The following is a 16,513-nucleotide window of genomic DNA, read 5'->3' as shown; positions in this document are numbered from 1 at the left end:
TGTAAGAAGCGACCGATGCGTTATGAGAAACTAAGAGGATTAGTCACGAACATAGATAACATGGCCGTCATCCTCTTCGTCATCCCAATCATCCCAATCGTCGTCATCTTCAGTAACGACATTCTTACCGCTCATCGCATCTTTATGGTAGTCATCCCACATAAAGTCTACTTTTTCTTCTTCTTCAACTTCTACAACTTCACGAGGTAGGTTTTCCATAAACTCACCTAGTTTGAAGCAAAGATCTTTGGTGCCGATTTTATTCACAGCAGAGATCTTGAAGTACTCGCCTTCCCAGCCCAAAGCATCGATGATTTCTTGAATCTTTTCGTCTGCTTCGTCTTCTGGCATTAGGTCAACTTTATTGAACACTAACCAGCGAGGTTTTTGTGAAACTTTTTCACTGTATTGCTCAAGCTCATCGATGATCGTTAGTGCATTCTGAATAGGATCAGATTGATCGATCGGCATAATGTCGATCATATGCAGAAGAACACGACAACGCTCAAGGTGCTTAAGGAATCGGATACCAAGGCCAGCGCCATCAGCTGCGCCTTCGATTAGTCCTGGGATATCGGCAACAACGAAGCTCTTTTCAGGGACAACACTTACCACACCCAAGCTTGGGATCAAAGTAGTGAACGGGTAATCAGCCACTTTTGGTTTCGCAGCAGATACTGAACGAATAAAAGTAGATTTACCTGCGTTTGGTAGGCCAAGCATACCCACGTCAGCTAATAGAAGAAGCTCTAAACGCAGTTCACGAACTTCGCCTTTAGTACCCATTGTCTTTTGACGAGGAGCGCGGTTAACAGACGATTTAAAACGCGTGTTACCAAGACCGTGCCAACCACCTTTACCAACCATTACTTTCTTGCCGTGTTCAGCAACTTCAGCAACGATTTCGTTGGTGTGGATATCAACTGCACGCGTACCAACTGGTACTTTCAGCGTAATGTCTTTACCACGTTTACCAGTACAGTTACCGCCGCGACCATTCTCGCCACGCTCTGCATTGTAAAAACGTTGGAAACGGTAATCGATCAGTGTGTTTAAGTTCTCATCCGCTTGGATGTAAACATCACCGCCGTCACCACCGTCGCCGCCATCAGGACCACCTTTAGCGACGAATTTTTCGCGCCAAAAGCTAACTGTACCATTACCGCCATCACCGGCTTCTATTTTTACTACCGCTTCATCAACGAATTTCATTTTTTAACTCCGCACTTACGTTGCGTTACCACTCATCAAGGAGTGATATAAATTCTAGCAGATCCGTGTTTAGATCGATCACCTAAGATCTAGGCCGACCTGCAACCAAGGAACAAATAAGGAGAGGTTCTTTGCTTCTTATTTCTTAAAAACAAACGGCTTCTTAAAAACTAATCTGTTTATCAAAAAATAAAACGGCTTCTCAAAACCAAAACAAGAGCGTCTGCTTTTTTATTCTTGCTATAAATAAAAAACCCTGCCGAATCGGCAGGGCTTTTGAATTCAGCTTGAAAGCTAATAAAATAATCTAGTTAAAGATTAAATTACTCAGCTTCGATGCTTACAAACTTACGGTTTTTAGGACCTTTAACAGCAAATTTCACTTTACCTTCAGTAAGAGCGAAAAGAGTGTGGTCTTTACCGATGCCAACGTTTGTGCCAGCGTGGAACTTAGTACCACGTTGACGAACGATGATGTTACCTGCAAGAACAGATTCACCACCAAAACGCTTAACACCAAGACGTTTGCTTTCTGAATCGCGGCCGTTATTAGTAGAACCGCCAGCTTTTTTATGTGCCATTGTTAAACTCTCCTAATACTTAAGCGTTAATGCCAGTGATTTTCACTTCAGTGAACCACTGACGGTGACCAGCTTGCTTACGCGAGTGCTTACGACGACGGAACTTAACGATTTTTACTTTATCGCCACGACCGTGTTGTACTACTTCTGCAGTAACCTTGCCACCTTCAACAAGAGGTGCACCAACAGCGATTTCTTCGCCGTTAGCAACAAGAAGAACTTTATCAAATTCAACAGTTGCACCAGTTTCAACGTCTAATTTCTCTAAACGAAGTGTTTGACCTTCGCTTACTCGGTGTTGTTTGCCACCAGATTGGAAAACAGCGTACATATTTTACTCCGCTTTTTCCGCACAGCCTATGGTTGTTAATTGTACAACTCGGGTGTGCGCTAAACTAATCAATAGGGCGCAGATTCTACGGGAATCATGGCGCTATGACAAGCCATATTTTTAAAAAATTGGCGAAAACCTGTTCGCCAAAGAAAAGTGCGGCAATCATGCCCTTTAGCGATGTATTAATCAACGTTTTTTAGTGTATTATTCAACAATTAAATACAACGTATAAGCCTTACAGGGTCTAACTTCAGCCGGATGAACAATGGATTTTAAAGCTATCCAAACGCTTACTGCCAATGATATGGCAAAAGTGAATGAAACAATTCAAGCCCAACTTAATTCTGACGTAAGTTTAATCAACCAGCTTGGTTTTTATATCGTTAGCGGTGGTGGCAAACGCCTACGCCCTTTGCTTGCTCTTTTATCTGCTCGCGCACTTGGTTATCAAGGTGAAGCTCATATCACCTCTGCAGCCTTTATCGAGTTTATTCACACCGCAACCCTGCTTCACGACGATGTTGTCGATGAATCAGACATGAGACGCGGTAAAGCGACGGCCAATGCCGCTTTTGGTAATGCCGCTAGCGTTTTGGTGGGTGACTTTATCTACACACGCTCATTCCAAATGATGACAACGCTAGGATCTTTAAAGATCCTCGAGCTAATGAGTGAAGCGGTAAACGTGATTGCCGAGGGTGAAGTTCAACAATTAATGAACTGCAATAACCCAGACACCACAGAAGAAAGCTACATGCAGGTGATCTACTCTAAGACTGCTCGTTTGTTCGAAGCTGCGACCCAAATCGGTGCGATTCTTACTGAGTCATCACCAGAGATCGAAACAGCAATGCAGAACTATGGTAAATACCTAGGCACCGCTTTCCAACTGATTGACGATGTGATGGATTACACTGCAGATGGTAAAGAGATGGGTAAAAACGTTGGTGACGATCTAGCCGAAGGCAAACCAACACTGCCTCTACTTTACGCAATGCATAATGGCTCTCCTGAACAAGCAAGCATGATTCGTGAAGCGATTGAGAAAGCGAACGGCATGGAACGTCTTGACGATATTATGGCTGTAATGAAAGAGACAGGCTCTTTAGAGTACACAACAAATAAAGCCTACGAAGAGGCCGATAAAGCCATCGCTGAGCTTTCTGTACTTCCTGACTCAGAATATAAGCAAGCGCTAACCACGCTCGCACACTTAGCTGTTAAACGCAGTAAGTAAGCAGGTTAATAGACAACTCGCTTCTAGCTTCTATATAAATAACAAAAAGAGCCTCAGGGCTCTTTTTTTTGGTTTTCAACAAATATTTGTAGGTGAGCCAAATTCAATATCGACTGGCTTCTAATGATAACGGCAGTTGTGCTTCAATCTCTTCAAGCTCTTCCATTGGCACCGCGTACTGCTCATGCCCGTTGTAAGTCTCTACTAGCGCGTACTGCTCTTGCTCATCAATTACCAATACTTTTCCTAAGTGCCCCAAATATTCGACATTCATACCCTTCTGAACAGTAGCCATAACATTTACCTTCACATTAATTTTAAAACTAAATACGAGTAGCTTGAACTTCAGGATCAAAAAAGCCGATCATAATGACCGGCCCTTATTAATTAGCTTAAGTCTGAGTTAAATAGCGTTTCGCTTATTTAGCGAATTCAACACCAATCTCGATGTCACCATTTAGCGTTTCAAGCATGCTATCTAAAGCGTTACGTTCGAAGTCACTTAGCTCACCGTAGCTAAGGATCGCTTCAGCGCCCTCTTTGCCTAGTTTAACTGGCTGTGCGAAGAATGGAGCGTGCTCGCCTTCACCTTCAACGTATGCACATTCAATCACGTTTTCTTCACCTTGAAGTGCTTTAACTAATGCAAGACCGAAACGACAAGCCGCTTGACCCATAGACAGTGTCGCACTGCCGCCGCCAGCTTTAGCTTCTACTACTTCAGTACCTGCATTTTGGATGCGAGTCGTTAGCGCTGCAATTTCTTCATCAGTGAACTCTACGCCTTCAACTTGAGAAAGTAGAGGAAGAATCGTTACGCCTGAGTGACCACCGATAACAGGAACACGGATGTCGCCTGGATCTTTGTCTTTTAGTTCAGCAACGAACGTTTCAGAACGAATCACATCAAGAGTCGTAATACCGAATAGACGACGCTTGTCGTAAACGCCCGCTTTCTTCAGTACTTCAGCCGCGATTGGCACTGTTGTGTTTACTGGGTTAGTAATGATACCAACACAAGCAGTCGGACAAGTAACTGCGATTTTCTCTGCAAGAGACTTAACAATGCCAGCGTTCACATTGAAAAGATCCGCACGATCCATACCAGGCTTACGAGCAACACCCGCTGAAATAAGTACAACATCCGCACCTTCTAGTGCTGGTGTTGGATCTTCACCCGCGTAACCTTTGATCGAAACAGGCGTTGGGATATGGCTAAGATCGGCAGCAACACCCGGTGTTACCGGAGCGATGTCGTAAAGTGCAAGATCTGAACCAGCAGGTAGGCGGTTCTTAAGTAGTAGGGCTAGGGCTTGACCGATGCCACCAGCGGCACCAATAACAGCTACTTTCATTGTTATTCTCCTTGAGAGCTTTCTCTTATAGATTCTTTGTAGGGTAATTCTTGAGCTAAATCTAAGTTAAAAAACTATATTAATCACAAAGTGATTACAATCAATTAACGCTAGCTTTGCGACTTCGCGCAAGTCAATAAAACCGTGCTACACAGCAAGTTCGCATTATGGCGATAATCGACTGAAATAACAAAATAAGTCGTCGCAAATAACACATTATTCCATTAAATATTTACAGTGATATGACTAACAAATTACAGGGATGTTTTGGCTAAAATTGAATATGTATGCGAGAATATGCAAACATCTTTGTTAATGAATAAGAATGACATATGCGCAATACAGAAAAGCAAGACAACTTAGTTCGTGCATTTAAAGCCTTACTAAAAGAAGAACGTTTTGGCTCACAAGGCGAAATTGTTGATGCTCTAAAACACGAAGGTTTTGAAAGCATCAACCAGTCTAAAGTCTCGCGTATGTTAACCAAGTTTGGTGCCGTTCGAACTCGTAACGCAAAAATGGAGATGGTTTACTGTCTTCCTGCTGAGCTAGGTGTTCCGACCGTTTCTAGCTCTTTACGAGAATTAGTACTAGATATTGACCACAACAATGCATTGGTGGTGATACACACAGGTCCTGGCGCGGCGCAGCTGATTGCTCGTTTATTAGACTCACTAGGTAAGTCGGAAGGTATACTGGGCGTAGTCGCAGGTGATGACACTATCTTCATTACTCCAACGTTATCGGTTACCACTAAGCAACTGTTTGATTCAGTGTGCGAACTGTTTGAATACGCTGGATAATTGATCTCTGTTTCATAACTATCAGCCTTATTAATGGATCACGAGCATCTATTCGCTTCGTGATCCAAATCACATCCTAGAATATCCATACCTCCCTTCCAAAATCACACTAAACTATTGATTTTAAAAAACTCAGTAGTAAATCAAACACGAGATCCAGACATCATTTGTTAGATTTTTCAGCTATATCTTTTAACATTCGAGTAATTTTCTGCCAATTTTTGATATTATTCAGCCACTTTTTCATCACATGGATTGAAAAAGGTGCCGTTTCCAAATAGGAAACTCCTGAAGCAACTACACTTGTTTCAGGGTTAATAATGAATAAAGGAAGGGAAATTCATGGCATTTACCAAACTTATTAAAGTTGGTGCTATTGCAGCTGCTGTAATGGGCGCTGGCGCTGTTAACGCTCAAGAGTTCATCACGATTGGTACTGGTTCAGTTACGGGTGTTTACTACCCAACTGGTGGTGCGATTTGTAAGCTAGTGAACAAGGGCCGCAAAGACCACAACATTCGTTGTTCTGTAGAGTCTACTGGTGGTTCAATCTACAACGTTAACACCATCCGTGCTGGTGAACTAGATTTCGGTGTTGTTCAATCGGACTGGCAATACCACGGCTACAACGGTACAAGTAAGTTCAAAGATCAGGGCGAATACAAGAAACTTCGCGCGATGTTCTCTCTACATACAGAACCGTTCAACATCATCGCTCGTACTGATGCTGGCATCAACAATGTGTCTGACCTAGCAGGTAAGCGTGTAAACATTGGTAACCCAGGTTCTGGTGACCGTGCAACGATGGGTGTTGTAATGGACGCTATGGGCTGGACTAACGACAGCTTCAAGCTTGCTTCTGAACTTAAAGGTTCTGAGCGTTCACAAGCACTTTGTGATAACAAAATTGATGCATTCATCTACATGGTTGGTCACCCGAACGGATCAATCAAAGAAGCAACAACGTCTTGTGATGCAAAACTGGTTTCAGCAACAGGTCCACAGATCGACAAGATCGTAGCTGAAAACCCATACTACGCTTACAGCACAGTTCCTGCTGGTATGTACCGTGGTACTGACGCTGACGTAAACAGCTTCGGTGTTGCAGCTACTATGGTAACAACTTCAGACGTTTCTGAAGAAGTTGCATACAACGTTGCTAAGGCAGTGTTTGAAAACTTTGACACTTTCAAACGCCTACACCCAGCATTTGCTAACCTGAAAAAAGAAGACATGGTTAAAGCGGGTATCTCTATCCCTCTTCACCCAGGCGCAGCAAAATACTACAAAGAAGTGGGCCTTCTAAAGTAACTCTACTTTAAGCCTACTACACCAATAAGGAGGCTAGCCCTCCTTATTGGCTTTTCACGTTTTATAAAAATAATTTAAGTGAAAAGAACAGCCCTTTAAGTTTCTCCAATTTGGAGGACTTACCTTCGTATCAAGCCTAAGACAAAGACGAACAAAAAACGCATTTCCCTATCCATTCACTACACTAGATAGGAAATAAATAACGTTTGGTTGTTCGTAAGAAAAGGCAGACCATCAATAATAAGGATAAAGTACATGACGCAGACAACATCACCGTCTCCAGATGTGCAAGAAATGGTGGCACAATCAGATACTGGTGCGCGTAGCCCTCGTGGTATCCAAGGCCGTATTTTATGGTTTGTGCCTCTATGTTGGTCACTGTTCCAACTTTGGTATGCATCTCCGCTGCCGTTCATTTTTAACTTCGCAATTTTAAACGACACTGAAGCTCGAGCAATTCACCTTACGTTTGCTATTTTCCTAGCCTTTACCGCTTATCCAGCCATGAAGAATTCGCCTAGGGATCGCATCCCCGCAGTCGATTGGATATTAGCGCTTGTAGGTAGCTTTTCAGCTTCTTATATCTATATTTTCTATACTGAACTCGCTGAGCGATCGGGCGCACCAACAACATTCGATATTGTTGCGGCTGTATTCGGTATGGTTTTACTGCTTGAAGCAACACGACGCGCTTTGGGTCCACCTCTTATGGTTGTGGCAGCAGTATTCCTACTTTATACCTTTGGCGGCCCTCACATGCCGGACGTTATTGCCCACAAAGGTGCGAGCCTGAACAAGGCAATGTCGCATCTGTGGCTAACAACTGAAGGTGTATTCGGTGTGGCACTTGGCGTATCAACGTCATTCGTATTCTTGTTTGTACTGTTTGGTGCAATGCTAGAACGTGCTGGCGCCGGTGCTTACTTTATTAAAGTTGCATTCTCACTGCTTGGTCACATGAAAGGCGGCCCAGCGAAAGCAGCCGTTGTCGCATCAGGTCTGTCTGGTTTGGTATCAGGTTCATCTATCGCGAACGTGGTAACCACGGGTACCTTTACTATCCCGCTAATGAAGCGTGTTGGTTTCCCGGGCACTAAAGCAGGCGCAGTAGAAGTCGCGGCTTCAACCAATGGTCAATTAACACCACCTATCATGGGTGCAGCAGCCTTCTTGATGGTTGAGTATGTGGGCATTTCGTATGTAGAAGTAATCAAAGCCGCGCTACTGCCCGCTCTGATCTCTTACATCGCTCTGATTTACATTGTTCATCTAGAAGCATGTAAAGCAGGTATGACTGGCCTACCTCGTCGCCACACACCAACTATCGTACAAAGCTTACTGTCTTTCACGGGTACCATTTTAGGTCTGTGTGTTATCAGTGCCGCAGTTTACTACGGTGTCGGTTGGACGAAAGATGTCTTTGGCGATGCTGCAACACCAATCGTAACGGTGGCTCTATTAGTCGCTTATGTCGCTCTGGTTCGCGTATCTGCAAAATACGCAGCTGAAGGCGGCATGGAAATCGATGCTGATCTAAAAGAAGTTCCGGATCCGGGGCCAACGATTAAATCTGGTTTGCACTTCCTACTGCCTATCGTAGTACTTGTTTGGTGTTTAACAGTTGAACGTTTCTCTCCAGGTCTGTCGGCATTCTGGGCGACCGTGTTCATGATCTTCATTCTGATCACTCAGCGTCCGTTAATGACTCTGATGAACAAATCAGACGATCTTGCAGAGCAAACTAAAGCTGGCTTCGTTGATCTCGCAGAGAGCTTGGTTTCAGGCGCACGTAACATGATTGGTATCGGTGTCGCGACAGCGGCTGCAGGTACGGTTGTAGGCGTGGTGACTCTAACGGGTATCGGTCTAGTAATGACGGACTTCGTTGAGTTTATCTCAGGCGGTAGCATCATTCTTATGTTGCTATTCACTGCAGTAATCAGCTTGATCTTAGGTATGGGCTTGCCAACAACGGCGAACTACATCGTTGTATCAACGCTGATGGCTCCGGTAATCGTGACCCTAGGCGCAGCGCACGGCTTGATCATTCCACTGATTGCGGTTCACTTATTTGTGTTCTACTTCGGTATTCTTGCGGATGATACACCTCCGGTAGGTCTCGCGGCGTTTGCAGCAGCGGCAATTGCGAAATCAGATCCGATTCGTACTGGTATCCAAGGCTTCACCTATGATATCCGTACCGCAATTCTACCTTTCATGTTCATCTTCAATACTCAACTACTACTGATGGGCATTGATTCTTGGTGGCACTTAGCACTAACGATTTTCTCATCTGTGACTGCGGTACTTATCTTCGCAGCTGCAACACAAGGTTGGTGGTTCACGAAGAACAAGTGGTGGGAAACGGTGCTGCTTATTGCATTAACCTTCACTTTCTTCCGCCCTGGCTTCTGGTGGGACATGATTTACCCAGAGAAAGTTCTTTCACCTGGAGTTGAGATTGCTCAAATCACGGAAAAGCTGGATGTGGGACAATCACTTGAACTTAGAGTGGGTGGCGAAAACTTAGAAGGTGACTATTCTGAAAAGACAGTTCGCCTGCCGTTTGAAGATTCTGCGACCTCAAGTGAAGATCGTATTGCCTCTATGGGTCTAATGCTGACTGAATCAGAAGGCAAGATGATTGTTGATATGGTTGAGTTCGGTAGCCCAGCAGAAGCGGCTGGTATTGATTTCGATTGGGAAATCAAATCCGTTATCCAAGATGCAGATCGACCAATGAAAGAGTGGGTATTCTTACCAGCTCTGATCATTTTGATTGGTTTAGCGATGAACCAAAGAAGACGTGCTCGTAAGGATGAGATTAGCGCGTAATGGATAAGGCTGAGTAGTGCTTAGCGCTATTTGGCTTTATTACATGGAAAGGATAATTACAGTGCTAAGTGAAAGCTTAGCGCTGATTAAAAAGAGACGAATACATGTATAAACAAATCCTTGTTCCTGTTGATCTTAATGACAAAGGCTTTTCTGATAAGGCAGTCGAACTGGCGGTATGGCACGCAAAACACAGCAATGCTGAAATCCACATTCTGAACGTACTACCAGGCATTCACATGTCGATGGTGGCGTCTTACTTCCCGAAAGATGCAGCGAACCAAATGAAGCTTGATGTTAAAAATCAGCTCAAAGAGTTTGCCGACAAACACATCGACGATGAAGTGGTTTACAAAGTTCATGTTGCTGAGGGTAAAACCTACGCGACGATTCTTGATTACGCAGAAAAGCTTGGCGCCGACCTTATCGTGATGCCTAGCCATAAGCGTTCAAAAATCGACAAAGTGGTACTTGGCTCGGTTGCAAGCAAAGTAGTACAGAACTCACCAATCAATGTATTGGTGGTTAAACCGCAAGGTTAAGTCATTTAATCGACACACAATCTAAAAAGGTTGGCCTACAGGCCAACCTTTTTTGTTTTGCGTTCGCACCATTTAATTCTTTAATCAACTCACTAAGTTCTGCGGATTACCCTCAACAAACCCATCAATATTATCGATTAAGATATCAGACAGTTTTTGAATCGAGCTGTCGCTGCCCCACGCCACATGTGGAGTGAGTAATAAGTTCGGTAAGTGACTGTTAGCCAATAGTGGATTCGACTTGTCCGCAGGCTCTTGTGTAAACACATCCATACCCGCACCTGCAATCTCATGTTTTTTCAAAGCCTCAACCAAAGCTTGTTCATCGACAAGCCCTCCACGCCCCGCATTGATCAGCACCGCGCTTGGTTTCATCATTGCTAGCTCTGGCTCTGAAATCAAATTGCGAGTTGCTTCGGTTAACGGACAATGTAAGCTGATCGCATCGGCTTGCTTCAATACCGTATCAAAAGGCAGATACCCTTCTCGACAAGAATCAGCCCCTTTACGTTCTGCGAAGATCACTTTCATTCCAATCGCTTTAGCCAGTGCGGCAGTTGCTTGTCCTAAGCTGCCACTGCCCATTAAGCCCAATGTACTGCCTGCGATATCTTGAATCGGATGGGTAAAGAAACAGAACTGTTTATCCTTTTGCCACTCACCAGCTTCAATATCTTGATGGTAACCAACGAGATTACGCTTTAACGCAAATAGCATCGCGATTACATGTTCGGGCACCGATTGAGTCGCATAACCTTGAATATTAGCCACTGCTATGTTTTTCTCATTGCAGTAATCAACATCAACGTTATTCACACCCGTCGCAGAAACCGCTATTAACTTAAGTTGTTGTGCTTGAGATAAATTGTCTGCGTTGAGCACAACCTTATTGGTGATAATCACGTCTGCGTCCAGGACTCGCTCTGCAACTAGATCGGGAGCTGTAAAATCATACTCCAACCACTCATGTTCAAAGCTGAGCGGTTTTAAATGGATTTGAGATGGGATGGTGGCTCTGTCGAGAAAGACCACTTTCAACTTCGGCATTGTACGTCCTTGAGTTTATGTCAATTGAGTCATTCTAAGCTTTTAGCTTACTGTAGTCTGGAAGCTCTGGCGCAATTTCAAAGTGCTGTTCAATTTGCGGTCGTGCTTGAGGATAAAAGTCACAAGGGACAAAGGCTTTGAATAATTGATTGGTGCTCGGATGATAAAAACTCAATTCACAAGCGTGCAAAGCTAACCTATCGCTATAATTAAACGCATCTGACGTTGCGTAAAACTCGTCGCCTACAATTGGATTCCCTAGCGCCATGCAGTGCACGCGTAACTGATGGGAACGACCCGTAATAGGAAGTAACTTCAACAGTGTGGTTTGAGGCTCTTGTTGTTCGACGATATAACGAGTCTGAGAGGGTTTTCCATCCTCGAAGCACACTTTTTGTCTCGGTCGATTTGGCCAATCACAAATGAGTGGCAGATCAATCAAACCTTCTGCTTTTTCCAATCGGCCCCATACTCGCGCGTAATAGAGTTTGTGTGTCAGTCGATATTGAAACTGCTTCTTCAAATGACGCTCAGCTTGTTTGTGTTTAGCGAGCAGCATCAAGCCCGATGTCGACATGTCTAATCGATGCACGACTTGAATCTCTGGAAATTCGACAACCAAGCGACTCCACATACTGTCGTAATGCTCAGGTAACCTACCCGGAACAGAAAGCAGGCCTGCAGGCTTGTTCACCACAAGAATATCGTCATCTTGATAAACAATATCAATCCACGGTTCACGTGGTGGTGTGTACTGTTCTAACGCCATTGAAGCCTCTTAATTGCTAGTGAACAAATAATTCACGGTTGATTCGTTTATAAATAAATACAATTTTCAATATTTTCGTACATAAAAGTTGACGGCTTTACAAAACATGGTATTGATAGGGTAACAGATAATAAGAAGTCAGCATCAAAGGAAAAACGATGGACAGTACGGTTAAAACCACCAACACAAAAACACCAACCTCAGCTCCCCTATCAAGTTTAATTAAGTCTCTTGGCCCAGGCATTATGATGGCCGCAGCGGCTGTAGGTGGTTCTCACTTAGTCGCCTCAACCAAGGCGGGTGCGATTTATGGTTGGCAGCTTGCCGCTCTCATTATCCTCGTTAACGTATTTAAATATCCATTCTTCAGAGCCGGCATCCAATACACGCTAGGAACGGGTCAAAGCTTGGTGGAAGGTTACTCTAACCTAGGCCGCCCATACCTTGTGATCTTTTCGATCTTGAGTGCCATATCTGCGGTCGTGAATACCGCTGCCCTGCTATTATTCAGTGCAAGCCTACTCAGTTACTTTGTTCCTTTCGATTTAGCCACTAGCACCTTGTGCATGATCGTTTTAGCGACCTGTTTGATCATTCTGTTTGCTGGCCATTATCGTGCTCTAGATACACTATCTAAAGCGATCATGGCGATCTTAACCATCACAACCTTAGCTGCAGTCGCCATTACTATCGGCTCTCCAGTCGAACCTGATGCTGCTTTTGTTCCACCGTCGCCTTGGTCATTGGCTGCTATTGGTTTTATCGTGGTGACCATGGGTTGGATGCCTGCGCCTATCGAAATATCAAGCATCACCTCTATGTGGCTAAAAAGCCAAAAAGAGAAGCAGGAAGTGACCGCACAATCAGCGCTGTTCGACTTTAACGTTGGCTACATTGGTACGGCGCTGCTTGCTTTAGTATTCGTTGCGTTAGGCGCGCTAGTACTTCACGGTTCGGGAGTTGAACTGTCTCGCTCCGGTGTTGGCTTTACTCATCAATTGGTCGGCATCTACGCTTCGACAATTGGTGAATGGTCTCGCCCGTTAATCGCTCTTATCGCTTTCTTCTGTATCTTTGGTAGCACCATTACCGTTATCGATGGCTACTCACGCGTGCTTGCTGAATCACAACGTCTATTATTCAAAAAAGATTCAAGCCCAAGAATGCTGCAAGGCTGGATAATCATTGTCTCTATCGCGGCACTCGCGATTGTGATGTTCTTTAGCGCAGCACTGATGCCTATGCTCGATTTCGCAATGGTACTCGCGTTTGCAACAACGCCATTCTTCGCTCTGCTTAATTTCATCTTGGTCAACAAAGCTAAGCTTCCAGAAGCGCTAGCCATTGGCAGCAAACTAAAATGGTTGTCTGTAGCAGGTCTTGTTTACCTATTTGGTTTCCTAGCGGTATTTGTTTGGTGGAAGTGGTTAATGTAACCAGCTACTTGAATTGTTAATTAAGCTACAGATACAAATAAGGCCTTCATAATGAAGGCCTTATTTCGTTGAAGCATTTCGCTAATTCAAAACTAGTTGTGAGAAACCACAATCAAGCGTAATGAATCTAGCTGAACCTGAGCTTTGCTGATGTAACCGGTCAGTTCATTGATTTGAGCTTCGATTACCTCTAGCTCTTCATCACGAATATTAGGATTCACGGCTTTAAGCGCTTGTAGACGCTCTAATTCACCGTTCAGGTTAGTCTGCATATCTCGTTGAGCTTGTTCACGCACTTCTTCCACTTTAGGAAGTACGTGCGTCTCACCCGCTTCGATTAGCTTGTGAATTTCACCTTGTACCGAGTTAACTAGCTTGCTCGCTAGGTGACGGTTTACAGGGCTTAATTGACGGTTAAAGCTGTCGAACTCAACCTGAGCTGATAAGTCATTACCACGGCCATCCATCATCAAACGAATTGGCGTCTTAGGCAAGAACTGGCTGATACCGCTGCGTTTCGGCGCTTGCGCATCCACAAGGTAAACCAGCTCAAGCAGGATAGTACCCACTGGCAGCGCTTTGTTTTTCAGTAGTGATACCGCTGATGCACCAACACCTTCACTCAGTAGCAGATCGATACCGCCCTGAATCATTGGGTGTTCCCAGCTAATGAAGTTCATGTCTTCACGAGAAAGCGCAGTATCACGATCAAACGTGATGGTTGCGCCTTCGTATGGTAAGCCTGGGTAGCTTGGCACCATCATGTGCTCAGACGGCGTTACAACCAGAGCATTCTCACCCTTGTCGTCTTGGTTCAAGCCAATCGTATCGAACAGGCTTAGTGCAAACGTTACTAGGTTAGTGTCGCCGTCAGTCGAGGCAATCTTCTCTGCAATTTCATGCGCTTTGTCGCCGCCGTTTGAGTGCATTTCTAATAAGCGATCACGACCTTTTTCTAGATCTGATTTCAGGCTTTGATTTAGCTTGGCAGACTCTTCAATCACTTCATCAAGTTGCTCAGTGTTACCAGAAGCCAGCATCTCGATAAGAACATCTGAGTACTTATCGTAAACCGTGCGACCCGTTGGACAAGTTTCCGCAAATGCATTCAGACCTTCATCGAACCAACGCGCAAGGATCGCCTGTGATGTGCCTTTTAGGTAAGGAACATGAATGTCGATATCACGCAGCTGACCGATACGGTCCAAACGGCCAATACGTTGCTCAAGCAAGTCTGGGTTGAATGGAAGATCGAACATCACAAGTTGGTTAGCGAACTGGAAGTTACGACCTTCAGAGCCGATTTCACTACAGATAAGAACCTGAGCGCCGCCCTCTTCTTGAGCAAAGTAAGCCGCAGCTTTATCACGCTCTAGAATCGACATGCCTTCGTGGAATACGGTTGCACGCACACCTTCACGCTCACGCAGTGCTTGCTCTAATTGAAGAGCCGTACTTGCACGAGAGGCGATCACTAGGATTTTCTCGCTGCGCTTGTCTTGGATCTTTTCAATCAACCAGTTAACACGTGAGTCGAACTGCCACCAGCTTGAATCTTCACCTTCAAACTCTTGGAAGATCTCTTCTGGATACAGCATCTTCATTGCACGAGCTTCGGGAGCCATTTTGCCACCGATCATGCCAGATACACGCATTGAGGTTGTGTACTGCGTTGGAATCTCCATCGGCAGTAGGTTTACATTACGCTTAGGGAAGCCTTTGATTGCAGCACGTGTGTTTCTGAAAAGAACACGGCCAGTACCATGGCGATCCATAAGGTTATCAATCAATTCTTGGCGAGCTAACGCTTGCTCTTCTTCGCTGCTATCACCTTCGATAACGCGGAATAGAGGCTCAACATCTTGCTCAGAAAGCAGTTCCGTAATCTGGTTCTTCGCGCTGTTTTCAAGCTTCACACCTGAGAACAATGCAGTAACAGCATCAGCAACCGGTGCGTATTGGTCTTCTTCTTCAACGAATGCTTCGTAATCGTAGAAGCGATCAGGATCAAGCAGACGCAGACGTGCAAAGTGGCTCTCACGACCAAGCTGTTCAGGCGTTGCTGTTAGTAGTAGCACACCAGACGTATTTTCCGCTAAGCCTTCAACCACTTGGTATTCACGGCTTGGTTTGTCTTGGCTCCACTCAAGGTGGTGCGCTTCATCGACAACCAACAAGTCCCACTCGCCTTCAAGTGCTTGCTCGTAGCGCTTACGGCTCTTACGTAGGAAGTCCAAAGAACACAGAACGTACTGCTGGGTATCAAACGGGTTGTCTGATTCAGCAAACGCTTCAATACAACGCTCTTCATCGAAGATAGAAAAATGCAGGTTGAAACGGCGCATCATCTCTACTAACCATTGGTGTTGTAGAGTTTCAGGAACCACAATCAGAATGCGTTCAGCACGGCCAGACAGCACCTGTTGGTGGATGATCATGCCCGCTTCGATGGTTTTACCTAGGCCCACTTCATCAGCCAGTAAAACGCGCGGAGCGTGACGACGACCCACTTCATGAGCGATGTATAGCTGATGAGGGATCAAGCCAGCACGCATACCACACAAGCCACGCATCGGGCTCTTGTGTTGTTGGTACTGGTTGCTTAGCGCACGGTAACGCAACACAAAGTTATCCATACGGTCGATTTGACCTGCGTATAGCTTATCTTGTGGCTTGTTAAAGCGGATCTGGTTGCTTAAGAAGATTTCACGCAGAGTGACTTCTGTTTCTTGGGTATCTTCGCGAGTACCTAAGTAGGTTAGCAGCCCTTTGTCTTCGATAACTTCTTCGACAGACAGAGACCAACCTTCTTGGCATTCGATGACATCGCCTACATTAAACGTTACTCGGGTTACGGGAGCATCAGTACGTGCATAAACACGGTTTTCTTCTGACGCTGCAAACATTAGTGTCACTGTGCGAGCATCCATTGCTACAACGGTACCTAAACCTAAATCGCTCTCCGTATCGCTTATCCAGCGTTGCCCCAAAGCAAATGTCATGAATCGACTACCTCAATCTTATAGTTGGAATTTGGTCTTCTTAACTGCA

At 44.8% G+C, this 16,513-nt stretch carries 14 protein-coding genes; 6 read left to right on the top strand and 8 right to left on the bottom strand.

Annotated elements, in window-relative coordinates; genetic code table 11:
- Window positions 1-39: 39 nt before the first annotated feature.
- The 3 genes from cgtA to rplU all read right to left on the bottom strand — a co-directional run bounded on the left by cgtA (window position 40) and on the right by rplU (window position 2,124).
- Window positions 40-1,212, bottom strand: a complete 1,173-nt coding sequence (cgtA, locus tag BCU07_RS00300; RefSeq protein WP_017061377.1) for an Obg family GTPase CgtA — start codon at window positions 1,210-1,212, stop codon at window positions 40-42.
- A gap of 323 nt (window positions 1,213-1,535) precedes the next feature.
- On the bottom strand, window positions 1,536-1,793 hold the full coding sequence (rpmA, locus tag BCU07_RS00295; RefSeq protein ID WP_004735905.1) for a 50S ribosomal protein L27: 258 nt from the start codon (window positions 1,791-1,793) through the stop codon (window positions 1,536-1,538).
- Window positions 1,794-1,812: 19 nt separating this feature from the next.
- Window positions 1,813-2,124 (bottom strand): 50S ribosomal protein L21, encoded by a 312-nt coding sequence (gene rplU / locus BCU07_RS00290; protein ID WP_004740823.1) that lies wholly within the window; start codon window positions 2,122-2,124, stop codon window positions 1,813-1,815.
- Window positions 2,125-2,392: 268 nt separating this feature from the next.
- Between rplU and ispB the strand changes: the two genes are divergently transcribed.
- Entirely contained in the window at window positions 2,393-3,364 is a 972-nt protein-coding gene (ispB, locus tag BCU07_RS00285) for an octaprenyl diphosphate synthase (protein ID WP_017061376.1), read from the top strand.
- Between the two features lie 103 nt (window positions 3,365-3,467).
- Here the strand turns inward: ispB and BCU07_RS00280 are convergent, their stop codons facing one another.
- Together BCU07_RS00280 and mdh are read right to left on the bottom strand one after the other, a co-directional pair.
- Entirely contained in the window at window positions 3,468-3,659 is a 192-nt protein-coding gene (locus BCU07_RS00280) for a hypothetical protein (protein ID WP_017061375.1), read from the bottom strand.
- Window positions 3,660-3,783: 124 nt separating this feature from the next.
- On the bottom strand, window positions 3,784-4,719 hold the full coding sequence (gene mdh, locus BCU07_RS00275; RefSeq protein ID WP_009847834.1) for a malate dehydrogenase: 936 nt from the start codon (window positions 4,717-4,719) through the stop codon (window positions 3,784-3,786).
- A gap of 332 nt (window positions 4,720-5,051) precedes the next feature.
- Between mdh and argR the strand changes: the two genes are divergently transcribed.
- The 4 genes from argR to BCU07_RS00255 all read left to right on the top strand — a co-directional run bounded on the left by argR (window position 5,052) and on the right by BCU07_RS00255 (window position 10,210).
- Window positions 5,052-5,522, top strand: a complete 471-nt coding sequence (gene argR / locus BCU07_RS00270) for a transcriptional regulator ArgR (RefSeq protein WP_004740827.1) — start codon at window positions 5,052-5,054, stop codon at window positions 5,520-5,522.
- 342 nt (window positions 5,523-5,864) lie between these two features.
- On the top strand, window positions 5,865-6,833 hold the full coding sequence (locus tag BCU07_RS00265; protein ID WP_017061374.1) for a TAXI family TRAP transporter solute-binding subunit: 969 nt from the start codon (window positions 5,865-5,867) through the stop codon (window positions 6,831-6,833).
- 255 nt (window positions 6,834-7,088) lie between these two features.
- Window positions 7,089-9,668, top strand: coding sequence for a TRAP transporter permease (locus BCU07_RS00260; protein WP_102428414.1), 2,580 nt, complete (start codon window positions 7,089-7,091; stop codon window positions 9,666-9,668).
- A gap of 104 nt (window positions 9,669-9,772) precedes the next feature.
- Window positions 9,773-10,210: a universal stress protein gene (locus BCU07_RS00255; RefSeq protein WP_004740830.1), complete on the top strand. Its 438-nt coding sequence runs from the start codon at window positions 9,773-9,775 to the stop codon at window positions 10,208-10,210.
- 84 nt (window positions 10,211-10,294) lie between these two features.
- Here the strand turns inward: BCU07_RS00255 and BCU07_RS00250 are convergent, their stop codons facing one another.
- Together BCU07_RS00250 and rluA are read right to left on the bottom strand one after the other, a co-directional pair.
- The gene (locus tag BCU07_RS00250) at window positions 10,295-11,257 is read right to left on the bottom strand and encodes a D-2-hydroxyacid dehydrogenase (protein ID WP_102428415.1); all 963 of its coding nucleotides are present in this window, start codon (window positions 11,255-11,257) and stop codon (window positions 10,295-10,297) included.
- A gap of 34 nt (window positions 11,258-11,291) precedes the next feature.
- The gene (gene rluA, locus BCU07_RS00245; RefSeq protein WP_102428416.1) at window positions 11,292-12,026 is read right to left on the bottom strand and encodes a bifunctional tRNA pseudouridine(32) synthase/23S rRNA pseudouridine(746) synthase RluA; all 735 of its coding nucleotides are present in this window, start codon (window positions 12,024-12,026) and stop codon (window positions 11,292-11,294) included.
- Between the two features lie 158 nt (window positions 12,027-12,184).
- On the opposite strand from rluA, the gene BCU07_RS00240 reads away from it, so the two are divergent.
- Window positions 12,185-13,462, top strand: coding sequence for an NRAMP family divalent metal transporter (locus tag BCU07_RS00240; protein WP_102428417.1), 1,278 nt, complete (start codon window positions 12,185-12,187; stop codon window positions 13,460-13,462).
- 92 nt (window positions 13,463-13,554) lie between these two features.
- On the opposite strand, the gene rapA is transcribed toward BCU07_RS00240, so the two are convergent.
- Complete coding sequence (gene rapA / locus BCU07_RS00235) at window positions 13,555-16,464, bottom strand: RNA polymerase-associated protein RapA (RefSeq protein WP_017062952.1); 2,910 nt, start codon at window positions 16,462-16,464, stop codon at window positions 13,555-13,557.
- Window positions 16,465-16,513 lie beyond the last annotated feature (49 nt).

The sequence above is a fragment of the Vibrio sp. 10N.261.54.E10 genome, from assembly GCF_002877735.2.
In the GTDB taxonomy this organism is placed as follows: Bacteria; Pseudomonadota; Gammaproteobacteria; order Enterobacterales; family Vibrionaceae; genus Vibrio; species Vibrio crassostreae_C.
The sequence above is the reverse complement of the archived record's forward strand: the minus strand, read 5'-3'. Positions and strand labels throughout refer to the sequence as shown.